The sequence below is a fragment of the Myroides guanonis genome (assembly GCF_900114085.1).
In the GTDB taxonomy this organism is placed as follows: domain Bacteria; phylum Bacteroidota; class Bacteroidia; order Flavobacteriales; family Flavobacteriaceae; genus Flavobacterium; species Flavobacterium guanonis.
The window spans coordinates 109,794-134,040 of the sequence record NZ_FORU01000007.1 but is presented as its reverse complement, the minus strand read 5'-3'; the positions used below and the strand labels follow the sequence as shown (position 1 = coordinate 134,040).

The 24,247-nt window shown below is 31.7% G+C and carries 22 protein-coding genes and 1 pseudogene; 17 read left to right on the top strand and 6 right to left on the bottom strand.

Going from position 1 to position 24,247, the window contains the following annotated elements:
- Nucleotides 1–57: 57 nt before the first annotated feature.
- From BM024_RS07740 to BM024_RS07710, 7 genes are all read left to right on the top strand, one after another.
- Complete coding sequence (locus BM024_RS07740; protein ID WP_090678946.1) at nt 58–1,833, top strand: MFS transporter; 1,776 nt, start codon at nt 58–60, stop codon at nt 1,831–1,833.
- Between the two features lie 156 nt (nt 1,834–1,989).
- Nucleotides 1,990–3,114, top strand: coding sequence for a cysteine desulfurase family protein (locus BM024_RS07735; protein WP_090678944.1), 1,125 nt, complete (start codon nt 1,990–1,992; stop codon nt 3,112–3,114).
- Between the two features lie 148 nt (nt 3,115–3,262).
- Nucleotides 3,263–4,435 carry an AIR synthase related protein gene (locus tag BM024_RS07730; protein WP_090678943.1) on the top strand — a complete coding sequence of 391 codons (1,173 nt, stop codon included), beginning with the start codon at nt 3,263–3,265 and terminating at the stop codon, nt 4,433–4,435.
- A gap of 1 nt (nt 4,436) precedes the next feature.
- Nucleotides 4,437–4,847 (top strand): Holliday junction resolvase RuvX, encoded by a 411-nt coding sequence (gene ruvX / locus BM024_RS07725; protein WP_090678940.1) that lies wholly within the window; start codon nt 4,437–4,439, stop codon nt 4,845–4,847.
- A 61-nt stretch (nt 4,848–4,908) separates the two neighbouring features.
- The gene (locus tag BM024_RS07720; protein ID WP_090678938.1) at nt 4,909–6,420 is read left to right on the top strand and encodes a malate:quinone oxidoreductase; all 1,512 of its coding nucleotides are present in this window, start codon (nt 4,909–4,911) and stop codon (nt 6,418–6,420) included.
- A gap of 103 nt (nt 6,421–6,523) precedes the next feature.
- Nucleotides 6,524–7,588: a chorismate synthase gene (gene aroC / locus BM024_RS07715; RefSeq protein WP_090678935.1), complete on the top strand. Its 1,065-nt coding sequence runs from the start codon at nt 6,524–6,526 to the stop codon at nt 7,586–7,588.
- Nucleotides 7,589–7,602: 14 nt separating this feature from the next.
- A complete protein-coding gene (locus BM024_RS07710; RefSeq protein ID WP_090678933.1) occupies nt 7,603–8,298 on the top strand; it encodes a uracil-DNA glycosylase in 696 nt (231 codons plus the stop codon).
- A 54-nt stretch (nt 8,299–8,352) separates the two neighbouring features.
- On the opposite strand, the gene BM024_RS07705 is transcribed toward BM024_RS07710, so the two are convergent.
- Nucleotides 8,353–9,525, bottom strand: a complete 1,173-nt coding sequence (locus BM024_RS07705) for a proline dehydrogenase family protein (RefSeq protein ID WP_090678931.1) — start codon at nt 9,523–9,525, stop codon at nt 8,353–8,355.
- Nucleotides 9,526–9,612: 87 nt separating this feature from the next.
- On the opposite strand from BM024_RS07705, the gene aroB reads away from it, so the two are divergent.
- The 5 genes and pseudogenes from aroB to BM024_RS07680 all read left to right on the top strand — a co-directional run bounded on the left by aroB (nt 9,613) and on the right by BM024_RS07680 (nt 14,850).
- Nucleotides 9,613–10,680 carry a 3-dehydroquinate synthase gene (aroB, locus tag BM024_RS07700; RefSeq protein ID WP_090678929.1) on the top strand — a complete coding sequence of 356 codons (1,068 nt, stop codon included), beginning with the start codon at nt 9,613–9,615 and terminating at the stop codon, nt 10,678–10,680.
- A 303-nt stretch (nt 10,681–10,983) separates the two neighbouring features.
- On the top strand, nt 10,984–12,381 hold the full coding sequence (locus tag BM024_RS07695) for a type III PLP-dependent enzyme domain-containing protein (protein ID WP_090678926.1): 1,398 nt from the start codon (nt 10,984–10,986) through the stop codon (nt 12,379–12,381).
- Nucleotides 12,382–12,430: 49 nt separating this feature from the next.
- Nucleotides 12,431–13,405, top strand: a complete 975-nt coding sequence (locus BM024_RS07690; RefSeq protein WP_090678924.1) for a deoxyhypusine synthase family protein — start codon at nt 12,431–12,433, stop codon at nt 13,403–13,405.
- A gap of 92 nt (nt 13,406–13,497) precedes the next feature.
- Nucleotides 13,498–13,791: pseudogene (locus tag BM024_RS07685) on the top strand (hypothetical protein); the annotation flags it as partial.
- A 375-nt stretch (nt 13,792–14,166) separates the two neighbouring features.
- Nucleotides 14,167–14,850, top strand: coding sequence for a TetR/AcrR family transcriptional regulator (locus BM024_RS07680; RefSeq protein WP_090678918.1), 684 nt, complete (start codon nt 14,167–14,169; stop codon nt 14,848–14,850).
- Nucleotides 14,851–14,931: 81 nt separating this feature from the next.
- Here the strand turns inward: BM024_RS07680 and BM024_RS07675 are convergent, their stop codons facing one another.
- Nucleotides 14,932–15,552, bottom strand: a complete 621-nt coding sequence (locus BM024_RS07675) for a hypothetical protein (protein ID WP_090678915.1) — start codon at nt 15,550–15,552, stop codon at nt 14,932–14,934.
- A gap of 187 nt (nt 15,553–15,739) precedes the next feature.
- Between BM024_RS07675 and BM024_RS07670 the strand changes: the two genes are divergently transcribed.
- Nucleotides 15,740–16,408: a lipocalin-like domain-containing protein gene (locus tag BM024_RS07670; RefSeq protein WP_090678912.1), complete on the top strand. Its 669-nt coding sequence runs from the start codon at nt 15,740–15,742 to the stop codon at nt 16,406–16,408.
- A gap of 319 nt (nt 16,409–16,727) precedes the next feature.
- On the opposite strand, the gene BM024_RS07660 is transcribed toward BM024_RS07670, so the two are convergent.
- The gene (locus BM024_RS07660; RefSeq protein ID WP_090678908.1) at nt 16,728–17,747 is read right to left on the bottom strand and encodes a M28 family metallopeptidase; all 1,020 of its coding nucleotides are present in this window, start codon (nt 17,745–17,747) and stop codon (nt 16,728–16,730) included.
- Between the two features lie 103 nt (nt 17,748–17,850).
- Here BM024_RS07660 and BM024_RS07655 point away from each other — a divergent pair, with 103 nt between their 5' ends.
- Nucleotides 17,851–18,660, top strand: a complete 810-nt coding sequence (locus tag BM024_RS07655; protein WP_090678906.1) for an SDR family oxidoreductase — start codon at nt 17,851–17,853, stop codon at nt 18,658–18,660.
- Nucleotides 18,661–18,780: 120 nt separating this feature from the next.
- Complete coding sequence (gene fsa / locus BM024_RS07650; RefSeq protein ID WP_090678905.1) at nt 18,781–19,437, top strand: fructose-6-phosphate aldolase; 657 nt, start codon at nt 18,781–18,783, stop codon at nt 19,435–19,437.
- 72 nt (nt 19,438–19,509) lie between these two features.
- Here fsa and BM024_RS07645 read toward each other — a convergent pair whose 3' ends face one another.
- The gene (locus tag BM024_RS07645; RefSeq protein WP_090678903.1) at nt 19,510–21,702 is read right to left on the bottom strand and encodes a S9 family peptidase; all 2,193 of its coding nucleotides are present in this window, start codon (nt 21,700–21,702) and stop codon (nt 19,510–19,512) included.
- Nucleotides 21,703–21,948: 246 nt separating this feature from the next.
- Here BM024_RS07645 and BM024_RS07640 point away from each other — a divergent pair, with 246 nt between their 5' ends.
- Complete coding sequence (locus tag BM024_RS07640; RefSeq protein WP_090678901.1) at nt 21,949–22,659, top strand: SDR family oxidoreductase; 711 nt, start codon at nt 21,949–21,951, stop codon at nt 22,657–22,659.
- A gap of 100 nt (nt 22,660–22,759) precedes the next feature.
- Nucleotides 22,760–23,167, top strand: a complete 408-nt coding sequence (locus BM024_RS07635; RefSeq protein ID WP_090678899.1) for a DoxX family protein — start codon at nt 22,760–22,762, stop codon at nt 23,165–23,167.
- A gap of 67 nt (nt 23,168–23,234) precedes the next feature.
- Here the strand turns inward: BM024_RS07635 and BM024_RS07630 are convergent, their stop codons facing one another.
- A complete protein-coding gene (locus BM024_RS07630; protein WP_090678898.1) occupies nt 23,235–23,453 on the bottom strand; it encodes a putative signal transducing protein in 219 nt (72 codons plus the stop codon).
- A 150-nt stretch (nt 23,454–23,603) separates the two neighbouring features.
- Complete coding sequence (locus BM024_RS07625) at nt 23,604–23,801, bottom strand: PLDc N-terminal domain-containing protein (protein WP_090678895.1); 198 nt, start codon at nt 23,799–23,801, stop codon at nt 23,604–23,606.
- Between the last annotated feature and the right edge of the window lie 446 nt (nt 23,802–24,247).

Here is a 24,247-nt window from a genome sequence, read left to right as displayed (position 1 = left end):
ATCTCATTATTTATTGCCTAAATTCTTATATTTGAAACTCTTTAAATAAATGTTAAAATGGATTCGACTTCTGAAAGTTCTAACGTGACAACTAAAACTAATTATCCTGCATTATACACACTAGTAGTTGTATTTTTCTTTTGGGGTTTCTTTGCTGCGGGTAATAGTGTTTTTATACCATTCTGTAAGAATTTTTTCCATTTGGATCAATTTCAATCACAGTTAATTGACTTTGCGTTTTATACTGCGTATTACTTTGGATCTTTGTTTCTTTTTCTCTTTAGCTCCTATAAAGGTTTTGACTTAGTGTCTAATTGGGGGTTTAAAAAGAGTATTGTTTTTGGACTTTTATTTTCGGCTTTAGGTGCTGGAGTTATGATTTGGGCTGTTCAAGAGGGGATTTATGTAGCTCTTCTAGTTGGATTATTTGTGGTTGCTTTAGGGTTTTCATTACAACAAATTGCTGCTAATCCTTTAGCAATATTACTGGGTAACCCTAAAACAGGTGCAAGTCGAGTGAATTTGGCTGGTGGAGTTAATTCGTTTGGTACCACAATTGGACCATTGATTGTTGCTTTTTTACTGTTTGGAACTACACAAGCAATTAATGATGAACAGATTCAACATTTGAGTTTAGGGAAAATGAGCTTATTATATGGAGGTGTGGGTATTTTATTTATAATAGCTGCTGCATTGTTTTATTTTTCAAAAAATGTACCAGCAGGGATAGAGAGGGAAGCAATGGAGAAACCCAAAAAGGCAATCATTACATTATTGGTTATGACAGCTCTTTTAATAATTTCTTTTGGGTCTGTTTTTAAAACATATTCAAGTGATGCTGCTCTTGAAGTTGTGGCTTTAGAACAAAAACTAAATAGATCTGTTTTGACAGAAAATGCTTTAGATAGTAATGAAATAGTACATTTAAGTGAAAGTCAAGAACTAGAGGATTTAAAAACTCAAATTAAGGAGTTGAAAGACCCGATTGAATATCAACGTATGATTTGGTTAGGATTAGGATTGATATCTGTTTTAGGATGTTTGTTTTATGCCTATAATAAAAGTTCTAAAAATAGCAGTGGATGGGGGGCTATGCAATATCCACAATTGGTTTTGGGTATGGTTGCTATTCTTATGTATACCGGGGCAGAGGTTGGAATTGGGAGTAATTTAGGAGAGTTGTTAAAATTAGAGGAGTTCGGGGGGATGCATTCTTCTGAAATTGCACCTTATATTTCAATGTATTGGGGGAGTTTGATGATAGGTAGATGGGCTGGGGCTGTAAGTGTTTTTAATTTGTCTCAAAGACAAAGAACTTTGGCGTTAATCTTAGTTCCAATGATTGCTTTTTTAGTTGTAATTGGGGTGAATAGCTTAGCAGGAAATAACATGGAACCACTATACTATTATAGTGGTTGTGTACTACTTCAGGTTTTCTTTTCATTTTTAAGTAAAGACAAAGCTGCTAGAACTCTTTTATTGTTTAGTGTTTTTGGTATTTTATCTATAGTAGTCGGATTGCTAACGGACGGAATGATTGCAATCTATGCATTTTTGGCTGGAGGTTTGGCGTGTAGTATAATGTGGCCAGCTATATTTAATTTAGCTATTATAGGTTTGGGGAAATATACAGCACAAGGATCTTCTTTTTTAATTATGATGATTTTAGGTGCTGGTATTCTGCCTCCTCTTCAAGGTAAGGTTGCAGATATTTTAGGGATACACAATTCCTATTTTATAGTTTTATTGTGCTTCATTTACTTACTGGTTTTTGCGATTATAGTGAAAAAAGTACTTTTGAAACAGAATATTGTTATTGATAGAATAGATTAATTGATTTTTAGCTTTAATTAAAGATAAAAGAGGTGTTGCATTTGCTTAATTCCTTTTGCATTTAGTAAATTTGCGCCACATTAACTAACTTAGTCGTCTGACATAGCAATTAAATGGAAATCAGCTATTTTTTTGCATAAAACTATAATAATAAAAATGAAACAAGTTTATCTTGATAATGCCGCAACCACGTCTGTACGTCCAGAGGTTGCTGATGAAATGATTAAAGTATTGCGTGAAGAATTTGGTAATCCTTCATCTACCTATGCTATAGGAAGACGTTCTAGAGCTCTTATTGAAGCTGCTAGAAAAAATATAGCTAAACAATTCAATGCTTCTTCATCTGAAATAATTTTTACTTCTTGTGGAACTGAAGCTAATAACTGGATTATTCGTTCTTCTGTACGTGATTTAGGAGTAAAGAGAATCATTACTTCTAAAATGGAGCATCATGCGGTTTTATATACGGTTAAGCAAATGCAAAAAGAGTATGGAATTCAAGTAGATTATATTAATATACTTCCAGACAGTTCTTTTGACTATAAACATTTGGAGGAATTGTTGCAACAAGATATTCCAACGTTGGTTAGTTTAATGCATGTTAATAATGAAGTAGGTACTGAAATGGATTTGAAAAAGGTAAGTGATCTTTGCCAAGCTCATAATGCATTATTTCATTGTGATACAGTACAGTCAATTGGAAAAACTGAAATTGATTTAAGTGTTTTACCTATTGATTTTATTGTTGCTAGTGCTCATAAATTTCATGGACCAAAGGGAATAGGTTTTGCATTTATACGCAAAAAGAATATCCTTAAACCTATGATTTTCGGAGGAGAACAAGAAAAAGGAATGCGTGCAGGAACAGAAGCTCCTCATCAAGTAGTTGGTATGGCTAAAGCATTAGAATTGTCTTATAGTAACTTAGACGAAGAGCGCAAGCACATTACCGCTATTAAAGAATATTGCAAATCAAAATTCACAGACATTTTTTCTGATGTACACTTCAATGGTAATGGTATAGGGTTTTATAATATTTTAAATATTTTACTTCCTATCTCTTCAGAGAAAGCAGCAATGTTATTATTTCAATTAGATATACAAGGAATTGCTGTTTCGCGTGGAAGTGCTTGTCAATCTGGGAGCCAAAAGGCATCTCATGTATTGTCTGAGTTCTTATGTGATACGGATTTGGCTAAACCAAATATTCGTGTATCATTTAGTCACGAAACTACGACAGAAGATATAGATCGCTTGATTGAAGTTTTACAAACTGTCTAACAAATATTAGATTAAAATCTACCTTTTTAAAGGTAGATTTTTTAGTTTCTATAATTTAAAGTTAAATATCTAAAAAATAAGTGTTTTACTTTTTTTTATTGCTTTACAAACACATTAGCATTAAATTTGCACAAACAACACACACATTATGAATTCAAATAATAGATACGCATTACGAGGAGTTTCAGCTGAAAAGGAAGATGTACATAATGCTATTAAGAACATTGATAAAGGTCTTTTTCCAAAAGCATTCTGCAAGATAATTCCGGATCATTTAACAGGTGATGAAGATTATTGTTTGATCATGCATGCAGATGGTGCAGGTACTAAATCTTCTTTAGCTTATATGTATTGGAAGGAAACAGGTGATTTATCTGTTTGGAAAGGTATTGCTCAGGATGCTTTAATCATGAATATTGATGATTTATTGTGTGTAGGTGCTACGGATAATATTTTATTATCTTCTACTATTGGTAGAAATAAAAATGTAATTCCTGGTGAAGTTTTATCTGCTATTATAAATGGGACAGAAGAACTAATTGAGGAATTACGTGGATATGGTGTAACGATTCATTCAACAGGTGGTGAAACAGCTGATGTTGGGGATTTAGTTAGAACTATTATTGTAGATTCTACTGTTACTGCTAGGATGAAAAGAAGTGATGTTATTGACAATGCTGCTATTCAACCAGGTGATGTAATTGTTGGATTGGAATCTTTTGGACAAGCTTCTTACGAGAAAATGTACAATGGAGGGATGGGAAGTAATGGATTAACTTCTGCTCGTCATGACGTTTTCGAACATGGTTTGGCTAGTAAATACCCAGAAAGTTTTGACGCATCTGTTCCTGAAGAATTGGTTTATTCTGGTAAAATTGGATTATTAGATACAGTTGAAAAGTCACCTATCGATGCTGGAAAGTTAGTTTTGTCTCCAACAAGAACGTACGCTCCAATTATAAAAGAAATTCTTTCAAAATTTGATTCTAAAGATATTCACGGTATGATTCACTGTAGTGGTGGAGCTCAAACCAAGATATTGCACTTTGTGGATGAGTTGCACGTTATAAAAGATAATTTATTTCCAATTCCACCTTTGTTCAAATTAATTCAAGAACAATCAAATACAGATTGGAGAGAAATGTATCAAGTTTTCAATTGTGGACACCGCATGGAATTATATGTGAATCCATCAGTTGCTGAAGAAATAATCTCTATATCAAAATCGTTTAATGTAAACGCTCAGATTGTAGGTAGAGTAGAAGCTTCTTCTGAAAAGATACTTACGATTTCTTCTGAATACGGTACATTCGTTTATTAAGATGGCTCGTATTCTCTCTATTGATTTTGGAAAAAAACGAACGGGTATTGCAATTACTGATGAGTTGCAAATAATAGCTTCCGGTCTGACTACAGTTGAAACTAAAGTACTACTACCTTTTTTAAAAGATTATTTTGCTAAGGAAAATGTAGAAAGAGTTGTTATTGGTGAACCTAAAAGACTTAATAACGAGCCTTCGGAAGTTGTTCCTATATTAAATGAATTTATTAAAAAGTTCAGAATTGAATTTCCAGAAATGCCTGTAGAGCGTATGGATGAAAGGTTTACTTCAAAAATGGCTTTTCAAACAATGATCGATAGTGGATTAAAGAAAAAGCAGCGACAAAATAAAGCTCTTGTAGATGAAATTGCTGCAACTATTATTTTGCAAGATTATTTAAATAAACTTTAAAAGCTAATATAGTTTAGCTAACAATGGTAATTATTATTTTTGTCAAAACAATTAAATATAAATGTCAAGTAAAGAAAATTTAGAGGCTGATGTTGTTCTGATTGGTGCTGGTATAATGAGTGCTACATTAGGTCTCCTTTTGAAAGAACTGAAGCCGAATTTGAAAATTGAAATTCTTGAACGCCTTGATAAAGCGGCAGTTGAAAGTTCAGATGCATGGAATAATGCAGGAACTGGACATGCTGCATTCTGTGAGTTGAATTATACTCCTGAAATGGAAGACGGTACTGTTGATGCCTCTAAAGCAGTCGATATCGTTGAACAGTTTGAAGTATCTAGACAATTTTGGTCTTATCTAGTTTCAAAAAAGATATTAAATAATCCTGAAGATTTTATTCATTCTATTCCTCACATGAGTTTCGTATGGGGAAAAGATAATGTTAGCTTTTTAAAGAAACGTTATGAAGAAATGATAAAACATCCTTTATTTAAAGGAATGGAATTTTCAGATGATGTTACTACCATTAAAAATTGGGCTCCTCTATTAATGAAAGGCCGTTCTAGAGAAGCATTAGAAGATGCATATGCTGCTACTTCTATGAAAGAAGGGACGGATGTTAATTTTGGAAATCTAACAAGAAAAATGTTTGATTATCTAAAGTCATTAGACGGTGTAACAAGCAGGTTTTCTACTGAGGTGGTAGATATAAAAAGATCTGATAAAACGACATGGAATGTGTCAACAAAAAATATTAAAACAAATGCTAAAGCAACTATAAAAGCTCCATTTGTTTTTATTGGTGCAGGTGGTGGATCTATTTTGCTTCTTCAAAAAGCAAATATTCCTGAAAGTGAAGGTTTTGGTGGTTTTCCTGTTGGTGGACAATGGTTGAGATGTACAAATGAAGAGATTATTAATAAGCACATGGCTAAGGTTTATGGAAAAGCTTCTGTTGGAGCACCGCCTATGTCAGTTCCCCATTTAGACACTCGATTTATAGATGGTAAACGCGCTTTGTTGTTTGGTCCTTATGCTGGGTTTTCTACCAAATTTCTAAAAACAGGATCTTTATTAGATTTGTTTAAATCTTTAAAGTGTGACAACATTTTTACAATGTTAGGAGCTGGAATGAGAAATATGTCATTGACACACTATTTAATTTCTGAGGTTCTAAAATCTAAAAAATCAAAAGTTGAGTCTTTAAAAGAGTATTTTCCTGATGCCGACATGGATGATTGGGAAATTGAAATTGCGGGACAACGCGTACAAGTTATAAAGAAAGGCAAAGATGGTAAAGGAGTATTGCAGTTTGGTACTGAGGTAGTAAGTTCTGCAGATGGTTCTATAGCTGCTTTATTAGGTGCTTCTCCTGGTGCATCAACAGCTGCTCCAATTATGATACACCTTTTAGAAAAATGTTTTCCTGAAGAGTTTAATTCTCTTGAATGGAAAACGAAATTTAAAGAGATGATTCCTTCTTTCGGGATTCAATTAAATGACAATCCGGAATTAGCTGTAAAAGTTCGAGAAGAAACTTCTAAAACTTTGAAGTTATATCCTTTCAATAATTAATACTAAAGGAGTTGTTTTAAAATTACAACTCCTTTTTTTATATTGGTATACTAAACAGTAACTCTTTTCTGTTGCTTACTTTATAATTCTAATTCTTTTAACTATGGCAGGAAGTTCTATAGGTACTATTTTTAAACTTACCACTTTTGGGGAATCGCACGGAGTTGCCTTGGGAGGAGTTATCGACGGTTGTCCTGCTAATATTACATTGGATATAGATGCTATACAATATGAATTAGATAGAAGGCGTCCTGGGCAATCTTCTATTGTAACACAGCGAAAAGAAAGTGATGAAGTTCAGTTTTTATCTGGAATTTTTGAAGGAAGAACTACTGGAACTCCTATTGGTTTTATAATCAAGAATGAAGATTCAAAATCCAAGGATTACGATCATGTAAAGGATGTTTTTAGACCTAGTCACGCAGATTATGTTTATCAAGAAAAGTACAATATAAGAGATTATAGGGGTGGGGGTAGAAGCTCAGCTCGAGAAACTGTATGTAGGGTAGTTGCAGGTGCAATTGCTAAACAGATTTTGAAAGAGTGTTCTATTCGTGCCTATGTTTCTTCAGTTGGTGCTTTAAAGGTAACAAAACCTTATAATGAATTGGATTTTGATAATATAGAAAAAAATGCAGTTCGTTGTCCTGATTTGGAATTAGGAAAAGAAATGGAGAACTATATTAAGGAAGTTAGAAAACAAGGTGATTCCATCGGTGGAATAATTACTTGTGTGATTCAGAATATACCAAAAGGTTTAGGAGAACCCGTTTTTGATAAGTTAGATGCCGAATTGGCTAAAGCTATGCTTTCAATTAATGCTGTTAAAGGAATTTCTTTTGGAAGTGGTTTTGAGGGTACTGAATTGTTAGGTAGTCAACACAATGATATTATTTTACCTGGAGGAAATACTGTAACAAATTATGCGGGAGGTATCGTTGGAGGAATTAGCAATGGAATGGACATTGTTTTTAAAGTGGCTTTTAAACCAGTTGCTACTTTAATGAGAGATCAGGAATCTATTAATACATCTAACGAAGTAGTTGTTGTTCAGGGTAAAGGTAGACATGATGCCTGTGTAGTACCTAGGGCTGTTCCAATTGTAGAAGCTATGGCGGCAATTGTATTGACGGATATGTTTTTATTACAGCAGTCAAGAAAACTTTAGTAAATAATACAAAGATGCTAACAGATTTAAATAATACAGATTGGTGGACTTTCTTTGAGACTGAAGTAAATGAAGATTATTTCAAGGATTTAATGAATTTTGTCGAATCGGAATACAATTCAAATCATATTTTTCCACCTAGGGATAAAGTATTTAATGCCTTTATGTTGACTTCTTTTAAAGATACAAAAGTAGTTATATTAGGTCAAGATCCTTATCATGGAGAGAATCAAGCAAATGGACTTTCTTTTTCAGTAAAGGAGGGTCAAAAATTACCTCCTAGTTTAAAGAATATTTTTAAAGAATTACAATCTGATTTAGATATTTATAATCAGTCTTCTGGTAATCTTGAGTCTTGGGCAAAACAAGGAGTATTATTGTTAAATGCTACTCTTACTGTTCAAGCTAAAAAACCAGGCTCTCATCAAAATAAAGGTTGGGAAGCTTTCACAGATGTTGTAATAAAAGAGCTATCTGATAATAAGCAACATATAGTTTTTATATTATGGGGAGCGTATGCTCAAAAGAAAGGGCAACATATCGATAGAACAAAGCATCTTGTAATTGAATCAGCTCATCCTTCTCCTTTTTCGGTATACAGAGGTTTTTTCGGAAGTAAACCTTTTTCATTAACCAATGAATACTTAGTAAATAACGGGAATAAACCGATTGATTGGAGTATTAAAACTCAGGATTTATTTAATCTATAAAAAAACGCCTTCACTTAATTAATGAAGGCGTTTTTTGTTTCAAAACACGAATTTTTACTTTCGTTTTCTTCTTTTAATTTCTGTTTCAATTAAACCTAGCTCTCTACTAGTTTGACCTGCTACAGATGTATTTTCTTCTGCTCTGCGAATTAAGTAGGGCATAACATCTCTAACGGGACCAAAAGGTAAATATTTAGCTACGTTATACTTTCTTTCAGCAAGGTTATAGCTAATGTTATCACTCATCCCATAAAGTTGACCAAAGAAAAGTCTTTTATCAGTATGTTCAATACCGTGTTTTTCCATTAAATCCATTGCCATATAAGTGCTCTTCTCATTGTGAGTACCAGCAAATAAAGCCATTACATCTATATTTTCAATCATAAATGTAATCGCAGCATCATAGTTTACGTCTGTAGCTTCTTTATCGACGCAAATAGGTGATTTATATCCTTTTTGTGCGGCACGTTCTCTTTCGATTTCCATATAAGCACCGCGAACGACTTTCATTCCAACGTGAAACCCTTCTTCTTTTGCTAGTTTTTGAAGATCTTTAAGATATTCTAAACGATCCCAACGGTAAAGTTGAGCTGTATTGTAAATAATAGCTTTTTCTTTATTGTATTTTCTCATCATGTCAAGAACAATTTCGTCAGCAGCATCTTGCATCCAACTATGTTCTGCATCCACCAATAAAAAAACGTCTTGATCATGAGCATATTTACATGCTATATCAAAACGTTCTAATATTCTATTCCATTCTTGTTGTTCTTTATCAGTAAAGGGTCTGTTTTCTCCCTTTTTATCGAACATTTCAAATCGCCCAAAACCTGTGGGTTTAAAAACAGCAAAGGGGATAGCATTAGGACGTGCCTTTGCCATCTCAATAGTTTTTAAAGTCATGTTTAAAGCAGCATCGAATTGATCTTCTGTTTCTTTTCCTTCAACTGAATAATCCAAAACAGACGATACGCCTTTTGTATACATTTTATCGACAACAGTTAAACAATCATCTTCGCTAATTCCTCCACAAAAATGATCAAATACGGTTGAGCGTATTAATCCTGTTACTGGAAGATGTGTGCTGATTGCAAAGTTGGCAAGTGCTGTTCCCATTTTAACTAGGGAAGGTTTGCTTATCATTTTAAAAAGAAAGTGTGCTCTTTTTAGTTCTAGGTCATTTTTGAGAGCAAAAGCTACTTCAGTGTTGTTAAATATCTTATCCATGTTGTATTAAAATATAGCGCAAAGATAATTCAAAACGTTCAAAGTATGATAAAAAATAACGTTATTTGCCAAGGTAATACTACTATTATGAAAAAGATCACAACCGATACTTATGATGTGTTATTTGGTATAGAAGCTTATAATCTTTTAGGAAATTTTCTTAGAGAGAAGGACTATTCTAAAATATTTATAATAACAGATTCTAATTGTCATGAATATTGTGTGCCCAGATTCTTAGCTCATTTGCCAACTCAAATTCCATTTGAGATTATTGAAGTTGATAATGGAGAATCAAGCAAAACGATTGAAACATGTATATCCATTTGGCAAGTACTAACAGAGCTTGGAGCAGATAGAAAGAGTGTTATTATCAACGTAGGAGGAGGTGTAATTACCGACTTAGGAGGGTTTATTGCTTCAACTTTTAAACGAGGAATAGATCACATTCAGATACCTACTTCTTTATTGGGGATGGTAGATGCTTCTATTGGGGGAAAAACGGGTATTGATTTAGACGGGATCAAGAATCAAATTGGTACTTTTACTTCTCCCAAAATGGTAGTAATTGATGCTGAATATCTAGAAACTTTAGAATCGAGAGAACTCCGTGCTGGTTATGCAGAAATGCTAAAGCACGCCTTAATTTATGATGTGAATTACTGGAATGTCTTAAAGGATACAGCTAATATTGACTTTAATGATTTAGAATCATTGATTTATCATTCTGTATTTATCAAAAATGAAATAGTAACTCAAGATCCTGAGGAGAAAGGAATTCGAAAATGTTTGAATTTTGGACACACTTTAGGTCATGGATTAGAAAGTTATTTTTTATACAACAATGATAAAGAATTGCTTTTACATGGAGAAGCAGTTGCTATAGGAATAATTCTAGAAAGTTATTTATCATGGAGAAAAGGAAGTATTGACGAAAATATTTATAAAGATATAAAGTCAGTTATTTTGAGTATATTCCCTAAAGTTATATTAAGCGCAGAAGATATTAATGGAGTGAAGGAATGGTTAAAACATGACAAGAAATCTATTAAAAATATCGTTCAATTTGTATTGTTAAAGGGTATAGGTGGTTTTGAGCTAAATCAACATGTTGATGGGCAGCTTATAGACGATGCATTTGAAGATTATTTAAGATGATTTTTTATTAAGAATTAATTAGCTTTTTCATTCGTTTAATTTTTTACATTTGTCAACGTGAAAGTGATAAGAAATTACAGACTAAAAAAGGGTCGGTCCAATAGAAATTTTAGGCGTTTTGATAAAAATCAAAGGGCAAATTTTATATTTGGAATCATTAAAGCAAGTAGAGAGTTTTACAACCTCATTCGCTATAATTTAAAGCTTCCAATAATATACGCTAATATAAGAGTTTGAAAAACCGATTTACATTCGTTTCTTTTTTAAACTTTATTTATTAATTTTATAATTGGTATCAAAAAAATGAATACTAAATATTCTGACTTAATCAATCAAACTTTTTATTTTCCTCAAGAAGAGTTTAAACTAAACAAAGACAATCTACAATTTCATAACATTGACTTATTAGGGTTAGTGGAGAAATATGGATCTCCTCTGAAGTTTACTTATTTACCTAAAATTTCCGAAAACATAAACAGAGCCAAAGGATGGTTCCGTAATGCTATGGAAAAAAATCATTATAAGGGAAATTACTATTATTGCTATTGCACCAAAAGTTCTCATTTTAAATATGTTTTAGATGAGGCTTTTAACAACAATATACATGTTGAAACTTCGTCGGCATTTGATGTAAATATTGTAGAAAAACTTATTGAGTCTGGTAAAATCACTAAGGATACTCATGTTATCTGTAATGGATTTAAACGAGCTCAGTATATTGATAATATTGCTCGTTTAATTAATAATGGGCATGAAAACACTGTTCCTATTATTGATAATTATGAGGAACTTGAACTTTTGCAGGAGAAAATTGAAGGGAAATTTAAAATTGGTATTCGTATTGCTTCTGAAGAGGAGCCTAAATTCGAATTCTATACTTCTCGTTTGGGGATAGGATATAAGAATATCGTACCTTTCTTTAGAAAGCAAATAGAAAGTAATGAAGGGGTTGAACTTAAAATGCTGCACTTCTTTATCAACACAGGAATTAGAGATACATCATATTATTGGAATGAGCTTTTAAAATGTTTAAAGGTTTATATTTCTTTAAAAAAGGAATGTCCGAGTTTAGATAGTTTAAATATTGGTGGAGGGTTTCCTATTAAAAACTCTTTAGCTTTTGAATATGATTATCAATATATGGTTGATGAAATAATCAATCAAATCAAAATTGCGTGTGAAGAAGCAGATGTTGACGTACCACATATTTATACAGAGTTTGGATCTTTTACAGTAGGAGAAAGTGGTGGAGCGATTTATCAAATTTTATATCAAAAGCAACAGAATGATCGTGAGAAATGGAATATGATTGATTCTTCATTCATTACAACATTACCTGACTCATGGGCTATCAATAAGAAGTTCATTATGTTACCTATTAATCGATGGAATGATTCTTATGAGCGTATACTTTTAGGAGGGTTAACATGTGATAGTGATGATTACTATAACTCAGAGCAAAATCTAAATGCTATTTACTTACCAAAATACAATAAGGATAAACCTTTGTATATTGGATTCTTTAATACAGGTGCTTATCAAGAGAGTATTGGTGGATTTGGTGGCTTACACCACTGCTTAATTCCTCAACCAAAGCATATATTGATAGATAGAGACGAGAATGGTATTTTAGCTACGGAAATTTTCTCAGAACAACAAACAGCAGAGGATGTTTTAGACATTCTTGGATATGGTAAATAATCTATTGAAATAAATAGACCGTTAATATAATTTATAAAAAAAAATAAAAATGAGTAAAGGACCAATTAGTCAGTTTATTGAACATCATTACAGACACTTTAATGCTGCATCATTAGTAGATGCTGCAAAAGGATACGAAGCACACTTAACTGATGGAGGTAAAATGCTTATCTCTATGGGAGGTGCTATGAGTACAGCTGAATTAGGACTTTCTTTAGCAGAAATGATTCGTCAGGACAAAGTACATATTATTTCATGTACAGGAGCTAATCTTGAGGAGGACGTAATGAACTTAGTAGCGCATTCTCACTACAAAAGAATTCCAAACTATCGTGACCTTACACCTGAGCAAGAGAGAGAATTACTTGACAGCCACTATAATCGTGTAACTGATACTTGTATACCGGAAGAAGAGGCTTTCCGTCGTTTACAAAAACATCTAGAAGATGTTTGGCATGCAGCAGAAGCAAAAGGTGAACGTTACTTTCCACATGAATTTTTATATCAAGTTGTTAATTCTGGAGTATTAGAGCAATACTATGAGATTGACCCTAAAAACTCTTGGATTGTTGCAGCGGCAGAGAAAAACCTTCCAATAGTTTGTCCAGGATGGGAAGATTCAACTTGTGGAAATATCTTTACTTCTAATGTAATTAAAGGTAAATTAAATGTTCATACTGTTAAGACAGGTATTGAATATATGATTTACTTAACGGAGTGGTATAGAGCTAATTCAGAAGGAAAAGGTGTTGGATTCTTCCAAATTGCTGGAGGTATTTCAGGAGATTTCCCAATCTGTGTAGTACCTATGATGTACCAAGATTTAGAGTGGACAGATGTTCCTTTCTGGGCATATTTCTGTCAAATTTCAGATTCTACAACTTCTTATGGATCTTATTCAGGAGCAGTTCCTAATGAGAAAATCACTTGGGGTAAGTTAGATGTTGATACTCCTAAATTCGTTATTGAATCAGACGCAACGATTGTAGCACCTTTGGTTTTTGCTTATATACTTGATATGTAATCATTAATATATACCTTGTAAATAAATGAATTTTTTTATTTGATATTTACATTTAGGGTATTACATTTGACGCCGAAATAAAGCAGAAAAGAATGAAAAGAATTATTGTTGATTACGCAAAATTAACAAATGAAATTTTGACGCTATTAGTTGAAAAATTTCCTGATGGTTACGATGACTCAGATATTATTCGTTTTAAGAATATTAAAAACGAAACGATCGAAGCAGTTGAAGTTCGTACAGAAGATACTATATATCTAGTTAAAGTAAGTATGAAACTAGCTGACAGAATTGAAAACTTCGATGATGAAGAAGATGATTTGGTAGACCCTTCAGATGACTCATTAGACGCTTTAAAAGACTTAGAGCTAACAGAAGATGATGATTAATCTTTTTATAAAAGAATACCTAAAAAGGGCTAGTTATAAAGACTAGCCCTTTTTTATCTTCAAAGTCTTTTTCTCTGTTTTATGCGATACTTTTAAAAAATATTTTTATTTTTAATAATAATATTTAAAGTAGTAAAAATATTGAGAAAACATAGTTCAACATTTTTTATGAGAGTCTGAAATGGGATACTTTAATACATATAACAATGTAAATTGTATTTTATTTGATGGATATTAATCAAGAATTAATTTTCAAGTAACATTTAGTAAATATCTTTAAGATAAAGATTTAAATGTATTTGAATATATTAATAAAAAATTAGATATTGCACTGTCGCAAAACGTATTTAGTAATTAAACAACCTATACATTATGTCTAACATGAAAAAAGATTCTGAAAAGAAAGAATCAAAACCTAGAAAAGTTTATTCTGGACCATTAAGGGATAAGGCAAGAACTCAAGATAGATTGATCAATACTGTTGGTTCTGTTCTAGAGAAAAGAGGTTATGCTGGATTGACTTTGGCTAATGTTGGAAAAGCATCTGGTTTAGACCGTAAGAATATTTACAATTATTTCGGAAATTTCGAAACTCTTATAAAAGCATATATAGATAAAAAGGAATTCTGGAAGGTTGAATCTAAAAATAAAATTGCAGATATCTTAGAGAGTTCTGGTACTATTAATAAAGAGCAAATTACAGATTTATTACAAGATCAATTTGTAACTTTAATGGAAGATCCAGGATTGCAAAAGATTATTCACTGGGAGATGGCTGAAAATTCTGAATTGCTTAGAACTGTTGCTGATGACAGAGAGCGTGTAGGAGAAGAGTTATTCAATATTTTAGAGAAGGATTTTGTTGGTAACGAGGCTAAGATGAGAAGTTCATTTGCAATGATCTTAGGTGGTATTTACTATCTTACAATTCATGCATCTTCAAATGGAAGTACTATTTGTGGAATTGACGTAAATACAGAAGAAGGCTCTCAGATTGTTAAAGAAACACTTGATGAAATGATTGCATTTGTTTTTGACAAATACAGTAAAAAATAATAAAACTGAATATCAATCAGCGGAGTAAGGGGAACAATTATTGTCACCCCTTTTTTTGTGCTTATAAATAAGAATGACTAATTAATATCCTTTCAAAGAATTATTTATAATAGTGTTTATAGTTTCAGTATTAAAATGGGGTAGTTCTTTTGCGTACAATTCTTTTTTCAAAAGAGTTACAATACTAAAATAATTATTTGCTAAGACTTGATAGTATTGATTGTAGTCGTCCATTGAGGCAGTTTCTAAAAACTTTAGTTTATTATTTTCTTCTATAAGATTGCTTACATAAACCAATATTTCTGAGAAAGTTTCATTTGTGGTATGCATTTTTAGATAACCGAACTCAAAAAGTAAATCTTGTAAGTTTAATTCTTCATTTTGAAATTGCTTTTTACTTGGAGTGAATCGTTGCGTATCTTCATTTTGTAGAATTGTATTTAGCTTCTCTAGAAAGTTGAAATAAATTTCTTGCTTTTTCTCAAATACCTTTAATTTTTTCTCTAGGTTTTCTTCCGTACGTGATTGTCCTTGTAATAATAAAACAGTAATTATAGCAGTAATTACAACTCCCAATAAAGCTCCAATAAATTGGGTTACCAAAGTAGGGAATTCAAAAATCTCAAATGTAACTGTAGATATTATAAATACCACAGCTAATATAATTATACCTATACGAATCCATTCTCTTTTCTTTTTCATAGCTAAAGTATTGTCTTTGTAGCTAATATAAATGATTATTTGTTCTATTACAACTATTGAATCAATACTATTGTGTGTAGTATTTGATTGGATTAATTGTTTTTTACTTTATAAGTAAAGTTTGCACGCTTCTTGCAATATATGTTTGGTTTAACAGTAATATTAGTATTACATAATATTGTAAGAAATGAAAAATATATGGAGTTTAGCCTTAGTTTCAATATTTATTACTAGTCTTGTAGGTTGTCAAAGTGAATCCACATTACAGGGAGAATGGGTTGAGCCTATACCAGGAATGTCGGGCCAATATCAAGGATTTGTTCTTAAAAATGATGGAGTAGCTTCTTCTATAAATATGGCGACTATTCAATATGAGCAATGGAAACAAGAAGGAGATTTATTATTGCTTTCCGGAAAAAGTATTGGAAATCATCAGACTATTGCATTTACAGACACTTTATCTATTAATAAAATAACTAAAGATAGCTTAATGTTAAAGAAGGGTAGTAATACTTATACCTATTCTAGAGCAAATGAGAATCATATAAACAATGACCACAAATTTGAAGAGCCTGTTATTAAAGATAAAATTAGTAAGGTAAAAGGGATTTTAGTTATTGGTGATGAAACTCGATCATTTACGGCTGTTGGTGATTCTAAATCATATTGGATTGTTGATAAAACAGGAATCTTATATCAAAAGTATGATGAAGAAACCAAAGGAATTAAAAATGGAAAACCAGTAGAAGTTGAGTTGGAGATTAAAGATTTAGGTCCAACTACTGAAGGTTTTGGCGCTTCTTATGATGGAGTATATGAAGTGGTTAAAATTAATAGACTAAATTCTAAGGAATAGTATTGATAGCATTAAAAACCGAGATTAATTTAATTAAATAATCAATTATAATAGAAAATAATTGCAAGTGTTATTACACACATTAAGAGTGATAAAAAGGGGTAGGAGACAATAGAAACCCTTTTTCTAAAAGTTCTAATTACAATTAAAGTCGGTAAAAGAAATAATATTAATACCATTGGTACAAATAAAAATGCTCCAAGTTCAACTATAGCTTCAGGAGCATTTTCTTTATTAATATAGAAAGCCTTTATAGACCATAGTAATAGATTAATAAAGCTAAAAAAAAATATGGTCTGATCGTATCGCTTTAAATATTTCATTCTGAAACATCTATTTTTGGTCTTTTATCTCTATTAACTAAATTCCAAGCAGTATTAAAAACTAACTGAGCTCTTTTTTGCAACAAATCGTAATCTATTTTATCTGGAGTATCTGTTGGTTGATGATAATCTTGGTGAGCTCCATTATAATAGAAAATTGCTGGAATTCCATTTTTAACAAAGTTATAATGGTCGGAACGATAATAAATACGTTCTGGATGATTTAAATCATTAAAAGTATAATCTAAATCCAATTGGACGGTTTCTTTATTCACGGCTTCTGAAATGTTATGTAAGTCTGTACTTAACCTATTAGAACCCACTAAAAATATATAATCCTTATCTCCTTTATATTCATAGCTTTTCCTTCCAATCATATCAATATTAAGATTGGCGATTGTGTTTTCTAACGGGATTATTGGATTCTCTACGTAAAATCTCGAACCGTGTAAACCAAATTCCTCTCCTGTGACATGTAAGAATAAAACAGATTTTTTAGGTCTCTGACCTTTATCGACGGCTTCTTTAAAAAGCCTGGCTATTTCCATAACTCCCGCAGTACCAGAGGCGTTATCATCTGCTCCATAATATGTTTGTCCATTCATAATTCCCATATGGTCATAATGTGCAGAAATAACTAAAACTTCATTAGAATCATCACTACCTTGAATAAATGCCCATATATTTTCGCTGTCTTTTAAGTTAGCACCATAATTAGATTTCATAAATTCAGCTGGTACATATTGGAAATAACTATTAGCTCCTTTTGGGTAATTTATATCCAATTTCTCATAATGCTTAACTATGTAGTTCGCTGCATTTTTTTGACCAACTTCACCAGTTCTACGACCTTCATGAGCATTAGAAGCTAAGGTGTAAACATGTTTCTTTAAGGAATCTTTATATACTACAAAAGAAGAAGTCGTTTCAGTAGTAATATTGTTTTGGGAGCTACTGCATGAAGTAAAAGCTGTAAAAAAAGTAATTGAAAGTAGAAGAGATATTTTAGTTTTCATTATGAGAGTCAATTAAAACGATAAATATATGAAAACATCTTTTCAAATACATCTATTTAAAATTTAAGATACATAATACTATCTTTGCTATAAAATCAAAATAATGAAGAAGGTAGTTTTAATTACGGGTGGTTCATCAGGAATAGGAAAATCTATAGGAGAGTTTTTAAGCAGTAATGGTTATATAGTTTATGGAAGCAGTAGAGAGCCTAAAAGAATTTTAAATTCCAAATTCCCTCTAGTTCAAATAGATGTTCGCGATACATCTTCGATTGAAACTGCTATAATGGAGATTGTTAAGAAAGAAGGGAGATTAGATATTCTAATTAATAATGCAGGAGTTGGAATAACAGGACCTATTGAAGAAATACCATCCATCGAAATAGAGAATCATTTTAAAGTTAATCTTTTTGGACCTATTGATGTAATTAAAGCAGTCTTACCGACAATGCGTAAACAACACAGTGGTTTAATCATTAATATAACATCCATAGCAGGTTATATGGGTTTACCGTACCGTGGAATTTATTCATCTTCTAAAAGTGCTTTAGAGATGATAACAGAAGCCTTGCGCATGGAAGTTAAGGCTTTTGGTATTGAGGTTACAAACGTAGCGCCTGGGGATTTCGCTACCAACATTGCTTCTGGACGTTATCACGCTCCTGTTTTATCAAATTCTCCATATAAAGAAGTTTATCAGATGTCTTTAGATATGATGGATGAGCATGTTGACACTGGTGGTGATCCACAAGAAATGGCAACGGCTATTTTAAGAATCATTGAGACACCTAAACCGGCGGTTCGTTATAAAGTGGGACCAGCCATGCAAAAGTTTTCTTTGGTATTGAAAAAGGTTTTACCAAGTAAGATGTATGAGAAAATTTTGATGAATCATTACAAGATAAAAGCTTAAGCGTTTGAAAACACTTTCATTTTAGAGTAGTTTTTCAACTGTATTTCAAAAATGAAAACGGAGTGTAAGTGATATATAAATTGTATTTTTGAAAACAAAACAACATAATAACGTATAACTATGAAATTTTTTATTGACACAGCTAATTTAGAGCAAATTAAGGAGGCAGAATCTTTAGGGGTATTAGACGGAGTTACTACTAATCCATCATTAATGGCTAAAGAAGGTATTTCTGGTTCTGAAAACATTTTAAATCATTATAAAACAATCTGTTCATTAGTGGATGGAGATGTTAGTGCAGAAGTTATTGCTACTGATTATGAAGGAATGGTAAAAGAAGGAGAAGCTTTAGCTGCCTTACACAAACAAATTGTGGTTAAATTACCTATGACAAAAGATGGAATTAAAGCATGTAAATACTTTTCTTCTAAAGGGATTAAAACAAACGTAACATTAGTTTTCTCTGCTGGACAAGCTTTATTAGCTGCTAAAGCTGGAGCTTCTTATGTTTCTCCTTTTATTGGGCGTTTAGATGATATTTCTACAGATGGATTGATTTTGATTCAGGAAATTCGTCAAATCTATGATAACTATGGATTTACTACTGAGATATTAGCTGCATCTGTTCGTCATACTATGCACATTGTTAATTGTGCTAAAATTGGTGCAGATGTTATGACAGGACCTCTTTCTGCTATAACTGGTTTATTAAAACACCCTTTAACAGATAGTGGTTTGGCTCAATTCTTAGCTGACTATGCGAAAGCAAATCAATAAATTACAGGTATTATTCATACAATAAAGGGAGCCTCATTGAGGCTCCCTTTATGTTTTATAGCAGTATTAAAATTAATTACTTTCTCTAGCAGGTGCTAAATGTAGAAAGAAATAGTCTGCAATTTTCTGATTTAAATGTATTCTGTCTGTTCCTATTACGTTGTGTTCGTGAGTAGGGTATAAAAAATAATCAACTTGTTTTCCTGCTTTTATGCAAGCTTCAACAAATGCCATTGAGTGTTGTTGAACTACAACTGGATCTTGTGCTCCGTGAATGATTAGTAGTGGATTTTCTAATTCAACTGCTTTATTCACAAGACTTGTTTTAGTATAGCCTTCAGGATTTTCTTGAGGAGTATCCATATAACGTTCTCCATACATGATTTCATAGTACTTCCAATCCATTACAGGACCACCTGCTACACCAACTTTAAAAATTTCAGGATGATGTATAGATAAAGTAGTAGTCATAAAACCTCCAAAACTCCATCCATATACACCAATCTTACCGGAGTCAACAAAATTTTGAGATTTCAAATAGTCAATACCTTTTAATTGGTCTGCCATTTCAACTTGACCTAACTGGCGATGAATTATATGTTCAAAATCTTTTCCTCTATAGGCACTTCCTCTGTTATCTACTGTAAATACAATATACCCTTTTTGAGCCATATATTGAAAGAATAGGGAAGAACCTCCTAACCAATTGTTCTGAATTAACTGTGCATGAGGACCACCGTATACGTAAAGCATAACAGGATACTTTTTATTTTCATCAAAATTAGTCGGATATATTATACGTGCATTAAGAGGTGTTTTTCCGTCTGCTGCTGTTATAGTAAGTAATTCCATTTTAGGCATATCGATAATATCTTCATAAGGGTTTTCAGCCTCAGAAATCGATACGCTTTTTTCTTTTGAATTTACTTCTACAATACTTGTCTTATTAGGTGTTTCAACATTGCTAAATTGGTCTAAGAATATAGATTTTGAAGGATTTAAAACTATATTGTGAGTTCCAGAAGCTGTAGTGATTTTTTCAGTAGTAGCTTTTTTTAAGTTTACTTTATATAACATACGGTCTAAACCATTATTGTCTGTACCTATATAATAGATATGCTTAGCGTCTGTATCAAAACCTAGCATATCGGTTACCACCACATCTTTAAAACCTAATTTCTTTAAAAGTTTACCATCTGTATTGTAAAGATAAGCCTGTCTATATCCTTCCAATTCGGTCATATAAACAAATTCTTTATCGTTCTTAGGATTAAACAATAGTCCTTCAGAAGGTTCGGTATATGTATTAGCTTCTTCTTCTAATAAGGTGCTTTCAAAAGCTCCTGTTGCTGCATTGTATTTATTTAGCTTTAGGTGATTTTGACCTCTGTTTAAAACTCCAACATATACATAGTTTCCAGTAGGATCCCAAGTGACCATAGTTAGAAATTGATCTAAAGGTTCACCTGTTTGAAGTGTAACTTTCTTTCCAGTATTTATATCGTGAATTACAAGAGTTACCTGTTCATTGGCCATTCCAGCCATAGGATACTTAATGTTTTTCACTGTAGCTACCCTTGTACTATAATCTACTAAAGGATAATCACTAACCATGCTTTGATCTTTTCTGTAATATAGAAGTTGATCCTGTTTTGGACTCCACCACATTCCTTGATTAATACCAAATTCATTGCGATGGGTATCTTTACTACCATTTAAAAAATCAATAGTATTGTCTTGAGTTATGTCAATATTTTGCCCCTTAGAGTTGGTCACAACAATGTTATTGTCTTTTAACCATGCTATATAATCTTGATTTCTAGAAACGATAGGATCTTCTGCATTTACATCGATATTCATATCGCGTATAATAGCTTTAGAATTTATATCATAGTCTAAAAAATAAGTTTGTGATTTATTTGAGATTTGAAAAGATAAGATATGATCATTTTTCCAAGTATAATTTGGAAATCGAGTTACGTCTAAAGAAGCCTTTGGTAATCTAGTTTTAATTGCTGTTTTTAAATCCTCAAGGCTAATTAACTCTTTAGGAGCCCAATTGTCTTTTGATTTTCTTGAAGTTAATGCGGTGTATTCACTATTTAAATGCGTAATTTTATCATTAGATTGCCATTGCGCATTGAATATTGATTTTGGATAAAATGAGCGATATTGCCCCATGGTTGCTTCTTGTATAGTGAGATCTCGTTGTGCAAACATCAAGTTTCCCATTAAGACAAAAGCTATTATACTTATTCTTTTCATTGGTTTGTTTTTATTAAAGAGGCTAATTTAATGATTTGAAAAAGATTCTACAATTATTAAAAAGCCTTTCTACAGACAATTAGTTTCTTTATATTGTGGTGCAAAATGTGATTTTTATATTGTAACAAACTGTATTAAAGTATAATAGTTGACCTAAAAATTGTAATTTCATTAGTTATTAATGAAATAGTTGTAAATTATCACGTTGAAGTTTCTTATTTAAAACGTGTGTTAAATTGAATATATATGAAAAATATTAGTGGGCTTACTGTCTATATAACAGGAGGTACAAAAGGAATTGGAAAAGGAATAGCAAAATGCTTATTAGATCAAGGGCTAAATGTGGCTATTTCAGGTAGAAATGCTGTTGAAACTGTAGCTGTAGCTCGTGATCTTGGTGATGAAAGTCGAGTTTTGGGTATTCAATCTGATGTTAGAAACTTTGAAGATGAACAAAGAGCTGTTCGTGAAATTATATCTAAATTCGGAAAAATAGATGTAGTTATCGCTAATGCAGGTTTGGGGAAATTCGCACCCATAGATGAAATGTCTTTAGAAGATTGGAATGCAATGATTGATACAAATCTTACTGGAGCATTTCATACCCTTAAAGCTACAGTGGAACAACTTAAACAGAATAAGGGATACTATATCAGTATTGCAAGCTTGGCAGGTATTAATTTCTTTGAAAATGGAGCAGGATATAATGCTTCTAAATTTGGAGTGGTTGGTTTTACACAAGCCGCAATGTTGGATTTACGTCAGAAAGATGTTAAAGTAACTACTATATTACCAGGTTCTGTCACTTCACATTTTAATGAACACACACCGGATGAGCAAAAAGATAAGTGGAAAATACAACCAGAGGATATAGGTGAGTTGATTGTATCAGTTTTACAAATGAATCCGAATGCACTTCCTAGTAAAATTGAAATTAGACCTACTAAAACAGCTTAAATTATATTTCAAAATATTGATTTTTAAATATTTATTATGATTCACTTATTCTTATAGTTTAACTAATTCAAATTTTCACAACTAATAAAAAATGCTATTCATGAAGAAAAACCAAGACATAGGAAAGTTATTATTGAGATTCACTGTTGGTGGATTGATGATTTTTCACGGCATACATAAACTAATACATGGCCATGATTTTATAATACAACAATTAGAAACAGCAGGTTTACCAAAGTGGATGTGGGTAGGTGTTCCGATTGCAGAAGTTGTAGCCCCGTTAGCGATTATTTTAGGTATAGCAACTAAGCTTTCAAGTTTGTTGATAGCTTTTACTATGTTAATGTCTCTTTATTTATTATATGGTTGGAATTTGTTTCAGTTTAGTGAGGTAGGAGCTTTGAAAATAGAAGCTAATGTCTTCTTTTTGATGGGCGCAATATGTATTATGCTATTGGGATCTGGAAAGTATAGTGTTTATAAAGGGAGAACTTCTCTTTTAAAATAATAAGTTTTGACACTAGGTATGTTAATCAAAAAAGGGTTGTAATTTTTATAATTACAACCCTTTTTCCTTATTCGTGAATATCGTTTTTCTCTAACAAATGTTTTGCATATTCAAGGTCTTTGGGATCTACGAATATATGTACTGCTTTATCTGCGGTACCTATACCAACAGCTAAAGAAGACTTAACATCATTTCTTTCAATGAATTCAATATTATTTTGTTCTAATATGTCTTTGACTGCAAGTGTAAGAACTTCACTACCGACAAATAATTTTACGTGATTCATAGCATTATCATTTTTGAGATATTATAAAGTTAATCAAATTTATATAAACTAGGTTCTATTTTCAGTAAAAACAATCGTTATCCTATATCCTAATTATGCTTTAAATAGATTTATTAGTATCTAATTAATTTCGAGTATCGAATGAGGTTATTATTTAATAATCTTTTTGTTTCTCATTACTAAAAGATAAGCAAGACCTCCAAAAAAAGGAATCAATAATATGATTAAACACCATATAAGTTTTTGATTATTATCAAGGTTGGAATAACCAAGTTTAAAAAGAGAATAAGGAATTAAAATAAGTAGAAAAAGCAAAAAAAATTGCCAAAAGAAAAGGAAGTAGCTCATGCTATAGATTTATATGTTAATCGCTTTTTCGTGCAAAAATATAAAAAACTTTGACGATAACGAAGTTGATTACATTTAGATTCTCTTTTTTGGGATCATCTGATAGCGTTAGCTTGTTCTATTTTAACATAGGATAGTAAAAATTATGTGTAGAATTCTAATTAAGGATTGGAATAAATGGAATGAGTACTTCGAGTCTTGACTCATTTTTCTTTTCAGACTCCTGTCTCCTAATATAAAACATAGTTCAGATAATTTTCCTACCTCTAAGCTCCTCTAATAACTCTTTTAAACAAAGAGGTTATTTTTTTTATAAAACCCTCTTAAAAAGGCTATTGATATCCTTTATGGTTATGTTTATGCTTATAGCAGCACTTATTTCTTAAATCGAACTTAGATACTAAATCCACAAGATTAGGTGATAAAAAACACAAAATCTCAGGTTT

Bases quoted from the DNA above. Each gene is read 5' to 3' on its own strand.
- BM024_RS07740 (WP_090678946.1), top strand. From the start codon at position 58: ATGGATTCGACTTCTGAAAGTTCTAACGTGACAACTAAAACTAATTAT.
- BM024_RS07735 (WP_090678944.1), top strand. From the start codon at position 1,990: ATGAAACAAGTTTATCTTGATAATGCCGCAACCACGTCTGTACGTCCA.
- BM024_RS07730 (WP_090678943.1), top strand. From the start codon at position 3,263: ATGAATTCAAATAATAGATACGCATTACGAGGAGTTTCAGCTGAAAAG.
- ruvX (WP_090678940.1), top strand. From the start codon at position 4,437: ATGGCTCGTATTCTCTCTATTGATTTTGGAAAAAAACGAACGGGTATT.
- BM024_RS07720 (WP_090678938.1), top strand. From the start codon at position 4,909: ATGTCAAGTAAAGAAAATTTAGAGGCTGATGTTGTTCTGATTGGTGCT.
- aroC (WP_090678935.1), top strand. From the start codon at position 6,524: ATGGCAGGAAGTTCTATAGGTACTATTTTTAAACTTACCACTTTTGGG.
- BM024_RS07710 (WP_090678933.1), top strand. From the start codon at position 7,603: ATGCTAACAGATTTAAATAATACAGATTGGTGGACTTTCTTTGAGACT.
- BM024_RS07705 (WP_090678931.1), bottom strand. From the start codon at position 9,525: ATGGATAAGATATTTAACAACACTGAAGTAGCTTTTGCTCTCAAAAAT.
- aroB (WP_090678929.1), top strand. From the start codon at position 9,613: ATGAAAAAGATCACAACCGATACTTATGATGTGTTATTTGGTATAGAA.
- BM024_RS07695 (WP_090678926.1), top strand. From the start codon at position 10,984: ATGAATACTAAATATTCTGACTTAATCAATCAAACTTTTTATTTTCCT.
- BM024_RS07690 (WP_090678924.1), top strand. From the start codon at position 12,431: ATGAGTAAAGGACCAATTAGTCAGTTTATTGAACATCATTACAGACAC.
- BM024_RS07680 (WP_090678918.1), top strand. From the start codon at position 14,167: ATGTCTAACATGAAAAAAGATTCTGAAAAGAAAGAATCAAAACCTAGA.
- BM024_RS07675 (WP_090678915.1), bottom strand. From the start codon at position 15,552: ATGAAAAAGAAAAGAGAATGGATTCGTATAGGTATAATTATATTAGCT.
- BM024_RS07670 (WP_090678912.1), top strand. From the start codon at position 15,740: ATGAAAAATATATGGAGTTTAGCCTTAGTTTCAATATTTATTACTAGT.
- BM024_RS07660 (WP_090678908.1), bottom strand. From the start codon at position 17,747: ATGAAAACTAAAATATCTCTTCTACTTTCAATTACTTTTTTTACAGCT.
- BM024_RS07655 (WP_090678906.1), top strand. From the start codon at position 17,851: ATGAAGAAGGTAGTTTTAATTACGGGTGGTTCATCAGGAATAGGAAAA.
- fsa (WP_090678905.1), top strand. From the start codon at position 18,781: ATGAAATTTTTTATTGACACAGCTAATTTAGAGCAAATTAAGGAGGCA.
- BM024_RS07645 (WP_090678903.1), bottom strand. From the start codon at position 21,702: ATGAAAAGAATAAGTATAATAGCTTTTGTCTTAATGGGAAACTTGATG.
- BM024_RS07640 (WP_090678901.1), top strand. From the start codon at position 21,949: ATGAAAAATATTAGTGGGCTTACTGTCTATATAACAGGAGGTACAAAA.
- BM024_RS07635 (WP_090678899.1), top strand. From the start codon at position 22,760: ATGAAGAAAAACCAAGACATAGGAAAGTTATTATTGAGATTCACTGTT.
- BM024_RS07630 (WP_090678898.1), bottom strand. From the start codon at position 23,453: ATGAATCACGTAAAATTATTTGTCGGTAGTGAAGTTCTTACACTTGCA.
- BM024_RS07625 (WP_090678895.1), bottom strand. From the start codon at position 23,801: ATGAGCTACTTCCTTTTCTTTTGGCAATTTTTTTTGCTTTTTCTACTT.